The sequence below is a fragment of the Salinicoccus halitifaciens genome (genome assembly GCF_021026095.1).
In the GTDB taxonomy this organism is placed as follows: domain Bacteria; phylum Bacillota; class Bacilli; order Staphylococcales; family Salinicoccaceae; genus Lacicoccus; species Lacicoccus halitifaciens.
In genome coordinates this window covers 47907-61832 of the sequence record NZ_JAJNCU010000005.1, presented here as the reverse complement: position 1 = coordinate 61832, position 13926 = coordinate 47907, and the positions used below count along the sequence as shown (strand labels likewise).

Sequence of the window (13926 nt, the reverse complement as noted above, 5' to 3'; positions counted from 1 at the left end):
GCATGTTGAGTTTAAACATTTTCCATCAGGCAAAATTATGTTAAAACTTTCACCTGTACTTCTGTATCGATATGCTCTTTTTCACCGATCTCCTGCTCAACCGAGCCGAACGGCATTTGTGCAAGCATCTCATATGATTCCGGCAGGTTGAACATTTCTTTCGTACCTTTGTCGAAGCCCTGCTCATAGCCGACGTTGAAGTGCTGCAGGCTTGCACCTAGATCCATTTCAGCCAGAGCGAGCCAAACAGCGTATTGAGCGTTCGCATTGTTGTTCTGCTTGTATGCATCCTGACGCGCACCCTGTGCAGGCATTACTTCGACGGCTTCTTTATCTTCGAAGAATAGGACTGTGCCGATGCCTTTCTTGGCACCGGTCATGACGCCTGACATCATATCCCACATTTCACCTTCAAGGACATTTTTTTGAACATCATATATATGGTCCCAGAATTTATCATTCGCTTCATCGAATAACACAACGACCCTTGTTGTCTGGATGTTGAAAGCTGTAGGAACCTGCTTCACGATTTCGCGGATTCTATTTTCAATATCTTCTTTTGAATACTCACTGTCCGTCCCCAGTGCATAGACTGTACGGCGTTTTTCCACTAAATCTAAAAATGTCGACATTTTCATTCTCCTTTTGTATTAAAGTGATGATTTTTATAAATTGAAACGGAATAAATGTATCCCGTCCACATTAACAGTTTAGGACAATATAAAATACATATCAAAGTAATTAACTCGGGTTTCATTAAATGAAACTTTTTAAATACTGAAAAAATTTTGGTTTTATGTCATAATACTTAGAAACGTGGATATTTCATTTAAAATATCCAGGGGAAAACAATAATGGGAGTGTAAGAGTGGATAATATCAGTTTTTATAATTGTGAAGGAAAGCCTGTAGCTTATACAGATGATGAGGAGCATATATACTTATTTTCCGGTGAGCCTGTAGCTTACTTCAAGGATGAATCTGTTTATGGATTTAACGGAAAGCATCTGGGACGTATCAGTGATGGATGGATCAGGGATAACAAAGGATGCTGTGTATTCTTTGCCGATGAAACTTGCGGCTCGGGGCCGACCAGGCCGGTGAAGCAGCTTGAACCAGTGAAGAGTGTCCAGAGTATCAGGCCTGTTAAATCGGCTGAACAGAGCAAGCCATTCAGGCCGGCGGAGTCTTTAAGCTGGTCTCCCATATCCTCCGAAAAATTTTTCTACCAGTAATGTTGAAAAGGGATATATCCATTTCCTGAAACGTAATAAGTAGTGAAGACTCCTGTTGAAGGGGTCTTTTTTACTGTCAACATGGGGAAAATTATAAGCTGTATCAATTTGAGGAATAAAAGGCTCCCACAGTTTGTGATAGTATGAAATTAATCGGATAAAACAAAAGTAGTCAGAGGGGGACTGTAAGTATGTCTGATATGGTATTCAGGCTGGGGAAGAAGAAATACAGGGTGGACAGCAGCTGGGCTGAAGACGCGGCACAATACATCAAAAACGTATCGGCTGTTTCATATAACGACGGATATATCTACGTGCTGCAGAGGAGTGATCCGTTCATGCTCGTCTTCACGACCGGCGGTGAGCTGGTGGACCGATGGCATGATGCAGCGGTGACGGATGCTCATTACCTTGAAGTGGGGCCGGGCGGCGAAGTTCATGTAGTGGAAAGGGACCGCCACAGGATCCTCGTCTTCAATAAGCAGGGTGAATTGCTCCGTACTATGGGTGGTGAGACCGAACCGGGTGAGGTGGGGGAACCGTTCAACCACCCGTCGGATATCGCCTTTTCAAAGGATGGTGATATATTTGTCGCGGACGGCTACGGTAATGCACATGTGCATCATTTCAATGGTACAGGTAAACTGCTTAACACGTGGGGCGGCCTCGGAATGGAGGCAGGGCGTTTCATGACACCTCATGCCATTCTGGTCGACCAAAAAGAGAGGGTGCTGGTGACGGACCGCGAGAACAACCGTGTGCAGATCTTTGACCAGGACGGAAATTATTTGAAGGAATTGACGAATGTTTTCCATCCGATGGATATATGTGAAGATGATGATGGTTTCATCTACGTCACGGATCAGGTGCCGTCCCTTCATGTTTTCAACACGGAAGATGAATTCATCGGCAGATGCCGGACACTCGGCACTTTCGGTCACGGCATCACAGTCGATGCACAGGGTGACATTTATATTGCGGAGATGCTGCCGGACGGCCTGACTAAACTTACAGGGCTTTGATTCATATAATATCTTCAGGGGGTCAGATCATGATCAATGAAATGGATCGGTTTTTGGGCCATCCTTCGGGCGGCCTCGATGGTTTTATTTCAAGCTATATGGAGCGGGTGCCTTTTGAGAATATCGACGTTCAGAATAAAGTGCCCATATCAGTCGAGCTGGAGGACATATTCGATAAAATCATTACACGCGGGCGCGGCGGCTTCTGTTATGAGATGAATACATTGTTCAGATACTACTTGAATGCGAAGGGGCATGATGCTTATAATGTATCGGCGACGGTGAAGAATCCGGATGGCTGGACGCGCGAAGGAAGCCATATGTCGACACTGGTGAGGTCGGATGGATTATATGTGGCCGATGTCGGCTTTGGCGATCTGCCTGTAAAAGCCATGCCGATCCGGCCGGCTGAAGAAGCGATCGTCGTTGATGATGTGAACGGTCGATACCGTGCAGTTGAAGCGTATGATGGTTTTGAAGTGCAGAAGGATTATGGCAATGGCTTTGAGACATTGTACAGGGGCGGTTTCACGCCGCGTAAAACAGAAGAGTTCCACGACAACCTGATGTACAATCAGCAGCATCCGGATTCAATCTTCGTCAGAAAGCTGCTCATCACGATGCCGAAGTCATACGGCCGTGTATCGATGTCGGAAAACAACCTGACGATTACAAAAGATGGTAAGAAAGAGAAGTTTGAAGTGGACAGCGGCAATTATAGAAAGTTTTTAAAAGAACACTTCGATCTTGATGTTGAAATAAAGAGGCTCGAAAAATGAATGAAGCGCACCTGCCCAAGAGGCGGATGCGCTTTTTATATTGTTCATGATTAAAGTGAGCTGATGCGCTCATGGTCTTCTGCCGTCAATTCAAAGTCGAAGATGTCGAGGCTCTGTGCCTGACGGTCTTTATTGTGTGACTTCGGGATGACGATGACTTCACGTTCGATCTGATAGCGCAGCACGACCTGTTCGGCTGTCTTGCCGTATTGTTCGCCGATTTCTGAGAGCATCTGCTCCGCTTCACCTTCGATGCCGCCGAGCGGACCCCATGCGACGGTCGCGATGCCGTTCTTGTAATTATGGCCGATCAATTCATCATTCCAGTTTCCGACGTTGGACTTGATCTGGTTCACAACCGGTCTGATGTTCCCTTTTTCAAGGATCAGGTCGATGTGCGCCTGCTCGAAGTTGGAGATGCCGATCGACTTGAATACGCCGCGCTTGTAGTAGTCCTCCAAAATGCCCCATGCTTCGAGGATTTCATCATCATTGTCCCACGGGAAATGGATCAGGAAAGAATCGAAATAATCGGTCTGGAGTTTCTCCAGGCTCTTTTCAATCTCCGCATGTGCCCACTCGGCGCCCTTATAGCCGTCCATCGTGTTGAGCTTCGTTGTGATGAAAAATTCCTCACGGGGGACCGAAGACTTCGCGAGGCCCTCCCCAACGACTTCCTCATTGTTGTAAAGCTGAGCAGAATCGAAATGACGGTAGCCGTTTTCAATCGCCCAGTCGACTTCCTTTGTGTCGCCGCGCAGGGCGCCTGAGAATTTGTTGTCTTCTTTGCCGTATGTGTTCGTGCCGCTGCCGATGATCGGGATTTTCACTTCGTCATTCAATTTAATGTGTTTCATCTTATTCCTCCTATGTCATAACTTTCACATTAGCGCTACCCCGAAATGGATTCAAGCAATCTGTTCAACAGCTTTTGTAAGTAGATAGAAACAGAATAAAGGCCGCCTGCCCAATGCTGAAACTCATATTCAGCTTTGCAGTGAATCATGACTAAAAAAGATGCCTCGTTTCCCTGCAGGAATCGAAACACCATTCTAGAGGTTATGAGGAGGGGTTCTGGTTCTTCAACGCATCTAATTCTTTTTTCACCGTAAAGTGATGGTATATGGTCAGCATAAGGATCTTCGCAAGGAGCACATTGGATAGAATCGTGCCGCATACGAGTATTTTATTGATCATCAGATTTCACCTCTTTTGATATGATTTGAGTAGGGGAATGGCATGTATCCTTAAAGTACCCGGCTCAAGTGAAATTAACCATGGTTGCAGGTGAATGTTTATCTTTATAGAGACAGCATTCCGGCAGGACTTCAATAAACCCTTTCAAACTCCTCGCACACCACTTTGATTTTTTCATTGAATGACATGCCGTGCCTGGCATATTCCTCTTCAAAAAATTCGGTGTGGACTTTGCGCCAGTACTGGAGCGAGCGGTCGCCTTCGCCCTCTTTCCATGCAAAATCAGCTGTCACCTCATCGAACGGCACGACATCGATGCGGGTCGTCCTTATGATGCAGACGGCTTCCCCTGTCGAGTCCAGTATGATGCTGAAATCTTCGGGTTCCGGCACCGGTTCGTTCTCCAGTTCATACAGCTCATATGCCGAAGCGGTGGCTGTCTTGATGCCTTTCTGTGTCAGCTCCGCAAGCTCGTTGGGTACGGAACCGTAAGGCCATGCCATGTACTCTTCGTCTTTATACTCCGGATGCTTTGCGGTAAACTCACGCCATAACTCTTCTACCTTCATCATTTTTCCTCTTTCCGGGATTCTTTTTTATTTGAGTGTAATAATATATGGCAATGATATCACTGCTTCGTATATGATGGTATTAGTTTTTATCGTATAAAAAAGGAGTGTAGCCCATGGAAGCGGTGCTTCATGGCATCATACTGGCATTCGGTCTCATCCTGCCTCTTGGCGTTCAGAATGTCTTCATCTTTTCCCAGGGGGCGACGCAGCCGAACCTCGTCCGGGCGCTCCCGGCGACGGTCACGGCGGCTTTATGTGATACATTGATGATCCTGCTCGCGATTTTGGGCCTGTCTGCCATCGTGATGCAGTTTGAATGGCTGCGTGTCGGTCTGATGGGGGCAGGGGTAATATTTTTGATTTATATGGGTTTTGCGATCTGGCGGTCGGAACCGCCGGCAGCCGGCACAGGGGCACCATTGCCCGCCTGTCAGCAGATCATTTTCGCCCTGTCCGTCTCCCTGCTCAATCCTCATGCCATAGTGGATATCGTCGGCGTCATCGGCACCAATGCCTTGAAATATATCGGCACCGACCTCGCTCTGTTTACGACGGCATGCATCGCGGTTTCCGTGATATGGTTTTTTGGTCTGATGCTGTCGGGTTCCATCATGAAGCGGCTGGATGGTACAGGCCGACTAATGCGTATCTTTAACAAATTTTCCGCGCTCTTCATATGGGGCACGGCCATCTACCTCTTTGCCGGCCTGGTGTGATTTCAATACATATAATAGGAGAATCAGAATCGTTAGTTGTAAAATTACTCTAAGAGCGTATAATAGAAAGACGGACTTATTGTAAGCAGGATATTTTGCCCTGAAAATTTTCTGTGCGGGAGGGGTGATGATATGGGAGCAGCTTCATGGATGGCAATTGCCATCGCAGTGGCGGCAGCAATCGGACTTTTCGGAAAAAAGAAGAAGAAATGATGAGAACGCTCGAATCCTCCGAGGAAAATATGACGGGGCTTAATTATATTTGAATGATTGAGATTTCATCTTTGCGACAAAAGTAGTACTTTCAAAATGAATTGACTGGTCGGGGAGGGGCTTCTTCAGCTGCAGAGTACTGATAAGGCATTCATGTATTGGGATTACTTTTTCGAATCTAATGAAACTACGTTTCATATATTCTGAGCGTGGAATACTTAAGCATATCGATATGAAGAGGTGCTTAAGGTGAAAATTAATACTGATGATTATAAAGTGGTTTCAAATGAAAGCTTCACCCTGAAAGATTATTCATCAAAAATAGATCCTGGCCTTCCGGAAGGTGAGACCAAAGAAAGGATCATCCCGGAGCTGGTGAAGCAGTTGAAAGAATGGCACTTGAAGCTTTTTGCTGAAGAGAAGGCGGGCATCATGGTCGTCCTTCAGGCATTGGATGCTGCAGGGAAGGACGAAGCAATCAGCTTCGTATTCTCAAACCTGAATGCGCAGGGACTCAGGACGATGTCCTTCAGCAAACCGAGCGAGGAGGAGCGGAAGCACGATTACTTGTGGCGGATGCATGCCGGGACTCCGGAGCGGGGTGAGGTTTCCCTGCTGAACCGCTCGTATTACGAGGAAGTCATCTACAGGCAGGTCCATGAGGATCTCGAAGAGGATGAATATCCGGCTGATACAGAACCTGAAGATATATGGGCGGTGCGGTACCGTCAAATCAATGATTATGAAAGATATCTTCACGAGAACAACATGCACATCATCAAGTTCTTCTTCAATGTCAGCAAAGACGAGCAGAAGGAGCGCCTGCTCAAACGGATGAAAACGGAAGACAGGCAGTGGGAATTCTCCTTCAACGATGTGAAGGAAAGGGAGCATTGGGATGAATATCAGGAAGTGTTCCAGGATGTGCTGAGTGAGACGGCGAGCGAACACGCCCCGTGGTATGTACTACCTGCCGATAATCACTGGTACTCCAGAGCCGTCATCGCGAAAGTGATGATTGAAAAGCTTGAGGAAATCAATCCGGAATTTCCGACGATCAGTGAGGATCAGAAGGCGGAACTGGATGAATATATAGAGAAACTTGAAAATGAATAGAAGATCATTAATATATGAAGAAGCATTTCCCGTTTGGGAAGTGCTTCTTTGTGTTTTCACATGTTTTTTTAAACTGACTTAATTAAATTTATCTTAATACTCTGTAAATATTATGATTAATGGAGTACAGTCGTGGTAGAGGGAAATGTATTATCAATTTTGGTGATACTGAAGGAGGATATTTATATGAAGATGAGAAGATCACTTATGAAAATTACAGCACCCGCTCTGGCACTCGGATTGGCGGCAACCGTCCACGGAGGGGATGCAGAAGCGGCAAATCCGAATGCCAACATTAATGGACAAATCAATTCCAATGCAAATGCCCAGGCAGCCCAGCAAAACGGTGCGAGTCTGGATCACCGCCTGTCCCCGGTCATCGACAGGACCCAGTCGGTTGAGCTTGAGGCAAGTTTCTTGGCTTCAGGACTTGCGGAGAGCACCGCATTGATACCGGAGGAATATTTGATTTACGAAGAAGAACTGGAGTCACTCCTTAACCGTCTGAATGCTTCAACAAATCAGTTGGCGGCAATCACTAGACAATTCGACAGCAATGCCCCACAAATATTGGCTGTAGAAACTGATATTAATGAAGCGACGGCATTTATACTTGATACACAGGATCTGCTGTCTACGATTGAAATAGTACCAGAAGCAGATGAGTCGGAGGCTGATGCACCAGAAGCAGGTGGACCAGAAGCAGGTGGACCAGAAGCAGGTGGACCAGAAGCAGGTGGACCAGAAGCAGGTGGACCAGAAGCTGATGAGTCAGAGGCTGATGAACCAGAAGCGGATGAACCAGAGGCAGATGAACCAGAAGCAGATGAGCCAGAGGCAGATGAGCCTGAAGCGGATGAACCGGAAGCGGATGAGCCTGAAGCGGATGAACCGGAAGCCGATGAGCTGGAAGCGGATGAACCAGAGGCTGATGAACCTGAAGCGGGTGAGCTTGAAGCCGATGAGCCAGAAACTGACGCACCAGAGACTGATGCACCAGAAGCAGACGAACCGGAAGCTGACACATCTGAAGAAGAGGCCGACAATAACGAACTATAATCAATCACTAATTGAAGGGGCGAAATATCAGCTCTTTCAAAATAATGAAGAAGCACTTCCCATCCGGGAAGTGCTTCTTTGTGTTATGGGTTGTTCGACCAGAGGCCGGCATTTTTCAAGACAACACGCGGATTCAGCTTCAACTGGGCGACCATCAGTTCAGCCATATCTTCCGGCTGCATAACTTTTTCTGGATTGCCATCGGTCAGATTCAGTTCGACTGCCATATCTGTCGCAACTGTACTTGGTGTGAGTGTTGTAACGCGGATATTCTTCTTTCGCACTTCCATCATCAGAGATTCGCTCAATCCGATGACCGCCGCTTTGGAAGCGGAGTAAGCACTTGTGACCGGTCCGCCTTTTTGTCCGGCTGTGGACGAAATGTTGATGATGTCACCGGTTTCGCGCTCCAACATTTCAGGCAGCACCGCACGCGTCGTGTAGTATAAGCCGTTCACATTGACGTTGATGATGTTCGTCCATTCTTCAGGGGTGAGTTCCATGAAACTTCCGAATTTTGAAATGCCGGCATTGTTCACCAGTATATCAATCGGCCCGAGTGCTTCCCGGATGGATTCGACCGCCGCAGTGATGGATTCGAGATCCGAGACATCCGCTGAAGCGGTTGCGACTTTCACGTCGTACTCTTTCAATTCTTTAGCGACACGCTCCAAGTTTTCAGGCGTCCGCCCGACAAGTCCGACGTGGATCCCCTCTTTGGCGAAGGCGATTGCCGTTGCACGGCCGATGCCGCGTCCTGCGCCAGTGATGAGTGCTGTTTTACCTTCTATATTCTGCATATATTCTGCTCCTTTGACATGTTGGTTCCAAGTATATCTAATCACAAATATCAAATATTGTGAAGAATAAACGCCGTTTAAGATGTTATGCGCTTATAAGGGCTGTAAACTTTATAATGCAAAATCACTCCCTGAATCACTAAATTTTTTCGGATTATATTTATCTGAAATATCCCATTTTAGTGGATTTTATTTAATAGTCCTGTATTTTTAAACATCATTGACTGAAAATTCAACTAATGGTAATTTGTAAGAGGAGATGGGCATCATTTACATATATGTGTCAATTTCTAAAAAACAGAGGAGGAAGTGGATTTATGAAGAAAAGCTTTATCGCAATACTGGTTTTCCTGCTGGCATTTCCGGTGTTTGGTTCATCAGCAGAGGCCGTAGGCCAGGGACCAAACTACAATGGGAATGAGACGGTGAAAGGTGAACGGTTGACGAGTCAGGAGGATTTACTGGCAGAAGTCCACCGCGCAGCCGATCGCTCACAATTCATTGAAACGGAAATAATTGGACAGTCAGTGCAGGGCAGGGACATTCCGCTGGTGAAATTCGGCACCAACCCGGACAGCCCGACCATTTTGTTTTTGACCCAGCAGCACGGAAATGAAGTGATGACGACGGAAGCAGCACTCGACGTCATTAAGGGGCTTTCAAACAACAGTAAACATAATAGGGAACTTGCAGAGGAAATCAACGTATTCTTTCTTCCGCGGCTTAACCCTGACGGCGCAGTGGGCGACGTGAATTTTGATATTTCGGATCATGTCGGCGGCGGTATCGCAACGCGTGCGAATGCAAATAACGTCGACCTGAACCGCGATCACAATACATTATCACAGCCTGAAACATTGGCTTTGCATAATAATGTGCTTCGGGCTTACGACATTGACTACCTGGTGGATTTCCATCATCAGGGTGCCCGTTCGGGAATTGACGGAGAGCTGGTGTCCGGCTCGATCCTGTATCCAACGAACGAAGCAGTGAATCCTGAGGTGAGGGAGATGTCCCAGCGTCTTGGATCAGTGATGTATAATGCTGTGGAGGACCGGGGCTTTGGATTGCTGGCAAGGTACAATGGCGGCACTGCCAATACCATTGCTAGAAACGGTCTGGCTGTCGAATATGACATCGCAACCCTGCTTTTTGAGATGCGGGGCATGATCGACCACTCTAATCCGAATCAGGTACTTGGTCAAAAAAGTAACGGCTACCTGATACAGCAGGGTGTCGTTTCGATGGAAGCTGCAATCAATGCGATAGCGTACGGCGGCATTAATGAAGCGGATATCACTTTCTGGGAGACCCTGGAAGTGCAGAGCTTTGTTGAAGGCGAAGAGGAAACTGAATAAAAATTGGAGAGAGGGTCCCAAAGGCAATCATTGCCTTTGGGATCTTTTACATTAAAGGAGAGGAGATAGATTTTTTACTTTTATATAAAAGCATTTATTTCACCGGAGGGGGTATGGTTAAATACATATAAAAAGCCGCATGAAGGCGTTTTAATCGGTTTTAACCCTTACATCCTTCTGATATCTATGTTAGTTTGATTAGGTGCGCTTTCTGAAAGAAAATGACAGAGTCATTCATTTCAGGGTATACATAAAAAATATTCTATGGAGGGATTCAATGAAAGAAAGAGCGAGGTTGGACCATTTGATATTCTGGCCGTCTATCGTCGTGCTGTTAACGCTCACAGTGCTTTTAATCATTTTCCAGTCATCCGCAGAACCGTTTTTAAATACTATCTTATCTGAGATCACCACCCAGATGGACTGGATTTTCCAATTCATGACTTTCGGGCTTTTCATATTACTGTTATGGATTTCATTCGGAAGGTACGGAATGGTGAAGATGGGGGATGGAAGACCGAGATTCAACAACTTCAGTTACGGGGCGATGCTGTTCTGTGCCGGCATGGGTACGAGCATCATGTTCTGGTCGATCATCGAACCGATGTATTATTTCCAGGGGCCGCCGTTCGGCATCGAACCGGGCAGCGACACTGCAGGTGGGTGGGCCGTGGCATACGGCATGTTCCACTGGGGGATTTCCGCATGGTGCATCTATGCGTTTCCGACGATCGTCATCGCGTATTCATTTTATAATAAACAGAACAAATCACTTAAAGTCAGCCAGGCCGTCAAAGGGGCACTCGGCAAGTATTCTGACGGAATCGTCGGTAAAATCATCGATATCCTCGTCATCTGGAGCCTTGTCGGCGGTCTCGGTACATCACTCGGGCTCGGGGTGCCGATGGTTTCAGCCGGTATCGGCCACCTTTTCGGCGTGGAACAGTCGATTGCACTCAGCATCTTCATCATGGTCATCTGGGCAATCATTTACATCACCAGTGCTTCGCTCGGACTGGATAAAGGTATACGCAGGCTGAGTAACCTGAACGTCTATCTGGCTCTGGCACTCGCAATCTTCGTCATCCTTGCCGGACCGACGGGATTCATACTGACATATTTCACTGACAGCTTTGGCATCATGGCCCAGAACTTCCTGAGGATGAGTTTCTATACTGACCCGATCACCGGAGGCGGCTTCCCGCAGGCATGGACAGTCTTCTACTGGGCATGGTTTGCAGCCACTGCGCTGTTCATGGGACTTTTCATTGCGCGTATCTCAAAAGGGCGCACATTGAAGAGCATGATCCTGCATATACTCGGTTGGGGATCACTCGGCAGCTGGCTTTATTTTGCAGTATTCGGCGGCTACACGATGAACCTGCAGCAGACGGGTGAACTGGACGTCACCGGCAGCATGGCTGAAAACGGGGACGCAGCGACCATCATCAATGTACTTCAAACGCTGCCTGCGAGCTATTTTGCGATCCTGTTTTTCGTCATACTTGGATTCATATTCCTTGCGACCTCACTGGACTCGGCATCCTATATACTCGCATCGACCGCATCGATTAAAGTTGGTGACGGCATTGAGCCGCCGGCATGGCATACCATCCTTTGGGGACTTATCATGGCACTCCTGTCCATTTCACTCCTGCTGATCGGCGGATTGAATGTGGTTCAGACATCGGCCGTGGTGGTTGCGATTCCAGTCGTCATCATTTATCTTCTGCTGTTAATTTCACTGATGAAATGGCTGAAGAACGACGAACATATTTACGAGGAGGAGAAATAATTGGGTGTATTCGACGTAGATTATAATAAAATCCAGGAAAGGACGGACTTTCCTTATGAAGTGGAGATCATCCACCATACATGGATAGAGATGTCCGACGGCACTAAGCTTTCAGCGAAACTGTGGCAGCCGAAAAATATGGATAAGACGAAGGGGGCGGTACTCGAATACCTCCCTTACAGGAAGGATGAATTCACGGCACTCCGTGATGAAATCCGCCATAAATATTTTGCGGGGATGGGGTATACGTCCATCCGTGTGGACATCAGGGGGACCGGCGACTCCGAAGGGATCATCGAGGATGAATATCCGAAGCAGGAGCAGGATGACGCGCTCGATATCATTGCATGGATCGAGAACCAGGAATGGTCGAACGGCTCTGTTGCGATGATCGGAAAGTCATGGGGCGGATTCAACGGCCTCCAGCTCGCGGCACTGCAGCCGAAGGCGCTGAAGACGATCATCACTTTATGTTCGACAGATGACCGTTATGCAGACGACGTCCATTATAAGGGCGGTACGATGATGGCATCCGACATGCTCTGGTGGGCGTCGACGATGTTCGCATATAATGGCAGACCGCCGTTTCCAAAATACGTCGGTGAGCGTTGGTATGACACGTGGCTCGACCGCATGGAAAACACCCCGCCGTTCGTGGAAGAATGGGTCTCCCACCAGACGCGCGATGACTATTGGAAACACGGCTCGGTGGGAGAGGACTACAGTGCCATCAAAATACCTGTCTTAACTATGGGTGGCTGGGCGGACGGCTATACGAATGCGCTGTTCCGCCTGATGGACAACCTTGACGTGCCGAAAAGGGGCATCGTCGGACCGTGGGCGCATGAGTTCCCGGATATGGCGATACCGGGCCCGCAGATGGGCTACCTTCAGGAAGTCACCGAATGGCTCGACCGCTGGATGACCGATGAAGGCGATCAGGAAAATCATAAGGATGAGTTCCTGGTCTATGTGCAGGACGGCGTGAAGCCTGCCACGACTTACGACTACAGGGAAGGCAGATGGCTGAACCTGTATGATGAAGAAGCGGAGACCGTGGATATTTTGAATGATCTCACGGGTGAGGTGAATCTCATCAACCGCCAGCATCACGGCCTGTACTCGGGCGTATTCTGCCCGTTCGGCCAGGAAGGCGACCTGCCGGATGACCAGGTCATCGATAACGCACTGGCAACGTCATTCATGCTGCCGGCGCAGAACGAGGCCACGAATATCGTCGGCCAGCCGGTCGCAAAAGTCCGGGTGAAATCCGAACAGGCGAAGGCGAACCTCCATGTGAGGGTGTCCGATGTGCACCCGACAGGGGAGAAGACGCTCGTGACAAAAGGTCAGCTCAACCTGAACCATTATAAGAGCCATGAATTTCCTGAAGATCTGCCGGCCGGCGAATACATCGATGTGGAAATACCGCTTGATGTCATCGGCTACCAGATTGAGGCAGGCCACAACATCGAAGTCTCCATTTCACCAACGTACTGGCCGCAGGTATGGCCGGACGCGGAGCTTGCAGACCTCACCGTCGACCTCGACCGTTCGTCACTCCTTCTACCGGTCATCAACGACTTCAAGGAAGTGCGATTGAAATATGAGCAGTCGGAGACCGCTTCACCGCTTGAGAAGGAGATTCTGAGGGAAGGTTACAGGACGCGCAATGTCATCAAGAAGCTCACTACGGGCGAATGGGTGCTCGATGACTTCTCCGATGAAGGACTGCGCACATTGACGGAATCCAACATCACGTACGGCTCGACGAACCACAACGTCTATACGATCAAGGAGAACGATCCATTATCCGCAAAAGTCGAATGTGACTGGACCGTCGTTGTGAAGGATGACGATATCGACACTGAAGTCGTCACAAAAAGCATCATGAGCTGTGACGCAGACAATTACTATCTCTTCAATGAAATGACTGGCTACAACAACAGTGAGGAATGCTTCCATAAAACGTGGGAGAAAACAGTGCCGAGGTACTATACGTAAAGCAGGGGATTCAATTTATTTGAGACCCGGATAAAACTCCAATAGAATGAAGGCAGACTAT

At 47.9% G+C, this 13926-nt stretch carries 14 protein-coding genes; 9 read left to right on the top strand and 5 right to left on the bottom strand.

Going from position 1 to position 13926, the window contains the following annotated elements:
• Positions 1-35 precede the first annotated feature (35 nt).
• Positions 36-632, bottom strand: a complete 597-nt coding sequence (locus LPW40_RS10320; RefSeq protein WP_230822175.1) for a nitroreductase family protein — start codon at positions 630-632, stop codon at positions 36-38.
• A gap of 236 nt (positions 633-868) precedes the next feature.
• Between LPW40_RS10320 and LPW40_RS10315 the strand changes: the two genes are divergently transcribed.
• From LPW40_RS10315 to LPW40_RS10305, 3 genes are all read left to right on the top strand, one after another.
• On the top strand, positions 869-1234 hold the full coding sequence (locus tag LPW40_RS10315; RefSeq protein ID WP_230822174.1) for a 4-fold beta flower protein: 366 nt from the start codon (positions 869-871) through the stop codon (positions 1232-1234).
• Positions 1235-1425: 191 nt separating this feature from the next.
• Complete coding sequence (locus LPW40_RS10310) at positions 1426-2256, top strand: 6-bladed beta-propeller (RefSeq protein WP_230822173.1); 831 nt, start codon at positions 1426-1428, stop codon at positions 2254-2256.
• Positions 2257-2285: 29 nt separating this feature from the next.
• Positions 2286-3035 carry an arylamine N-acetyltransferase family protein gene (locus LPW40_RS10305; RefSeq protein ID WP_230822172.1) on the top strand — a complete coding sequence of 250 codons (750 nt, stop codon included), beginning with the start codon at positions 2286-2288 and terminating at the stop codon, positions 3033-3035.
• 50 nt (positions 3036-3085) lie between these two features.
• Here LPW40_RS10305 and LPW40_RS10300 read toward each other — a convergent pair whose 3' ends face one another.
• From LPW40_RS10300 to LPW40_RS10290, 3 genes are all read right to left on the bottom strand, one after another.
• Positions 3086-3892: an aldo/keto reductase family protein gene (locus tag LPW40_RS10300; RefSeq protein ID WP_230822171.1), complete on the bottom strand. Its 807-nt coding sequence runs from the start codon at positions 3890-3892 to the stop codon at positions 3086-3088.
• Between the two features lie 202 nt (positions 3893-4094).
• On the bottom strand, positions 4095-4232 hold the full coding sequence (locus tag LPW40_RS10295; protein WP_230822170.1) for a hypothetical protein: 138 nt from the start codon (positions 4230-4232) through the stop codon (positions 4095-4097).
• A 131-nt stretch (positions 4233-4363) separates the two neighbouring features.
• Positions 4364-4801 (bottom strand): ASCH domain-containing protein, encoded by a 438-nt coding sequence (locus LPW40_RS10290; RefSeq protein WP_230822169.1) that lies wholly within the window; start codon positions 4799-4801, stop codon positions 4364-4366.
• A 116-nt stretch (positions 4802-4917) separates the two neighbouring features.
• Between LPW40_RS10290 and LPW40_RS10285 the strand changes: the two genes are divergently transcribed.
• The 3 genes from LPW40_RS10285 to LPW40_RS10275 all read left to right on the top strand — a co-directional run bounded on the left by LPW40_RS10285 (position 4918) and on the right by LPW40_RS10275 (position 7908).
• Entirely contained in the window at positions 4918-5520 is a 603-nt protein-coding gene (locus LPW40_RS10285) for a LysE/ArgO family amino acid transporter (protein ID WP_230822168.1), read from the top strand.
• Positions 5521-5982: 462 nt separating this feature from the next.
• Positions 5983-6849, top strand: coding sequence for a PPK2 family polyphosphate kinase (locus tag LPW40_RS10280; RefSeq protein ID WP_230822167.1), 867 nt, complete (start codon positions 5983-5985; stop codon positions 6847-6849).
• 186 nt (positions 6850-7035) lie between these two features.
• Positions 7036-7908, top strand: a complete 873-nt coding sequence (locus tag LPW40_RS10275; protein ID WP_230822166.1) for a prolipoprotein diacylglyceryl transferase — start codon at positions 7036-7038, stop codon at positions 7906-7908.
• A gap of 83 nt (positions 7909-7991) precedes the next feature.
• On the opposite strand, the gene LPW40_RS10270 is transcribed toward LPW40_RS10275, so the two are convergent.
• Positions 7992-8708 (bottom strand): 3-ketoacyl-ACP reductase, encoded by a 717-nt coding sequence (locus tag LPW40_RS10270; RefSeq protein ID WP_230822165.1) that lies wholly within the window; start codon positions 8706-8708, stop codon positions 7992-7994.
• 317 nt (positions 8709-9025) lie between these two features.
• Between LPW40_RS10270 and LPW40_RS10265 the strand changes: the two genes are divergently transcribed.
• The 3 genes from LPW40_RS10265 (at position 9026) to LPW40_RS10255 (ending at position 13865) form a co-directional block, all read left to right on the top strand.
• On the top strand, positions 9026-10066 hold the full coding sequence (locus LPW40_RS10265) for a M14 family zinc carboxypeptidase (RefSeq protein ID WP_230822164.1): 1041 nt from the start codon (positions 9026-9028) through the stop codon (positions 10064-10066).
• A 277-nt stretch (positions 10067-10343) separates the two neighbouring features.
• The gene (locus LPW40_RS10260; RefSeq protein ID WP_230822163.1) at positions 10344-11861 is read left to right on the top strand and encodes a BCCT family transporter; all 1518 of its coding nucleotides are present in this window, start codon (positions 10344-10346) and stop codon (positions 11859-11861) included.
• Positions 11862-13865, top strand: coding sequence for a CocE/NonD family hydrolase (locus LPW40_RS10255; protein WP_230822162.1), 2004 nt, complete (start codon positions 11862-11864; stop codon positions 13863-13865).
• The last annotated feature ends 61 nt before the right edge of the window (positions 13866-13926 follow it).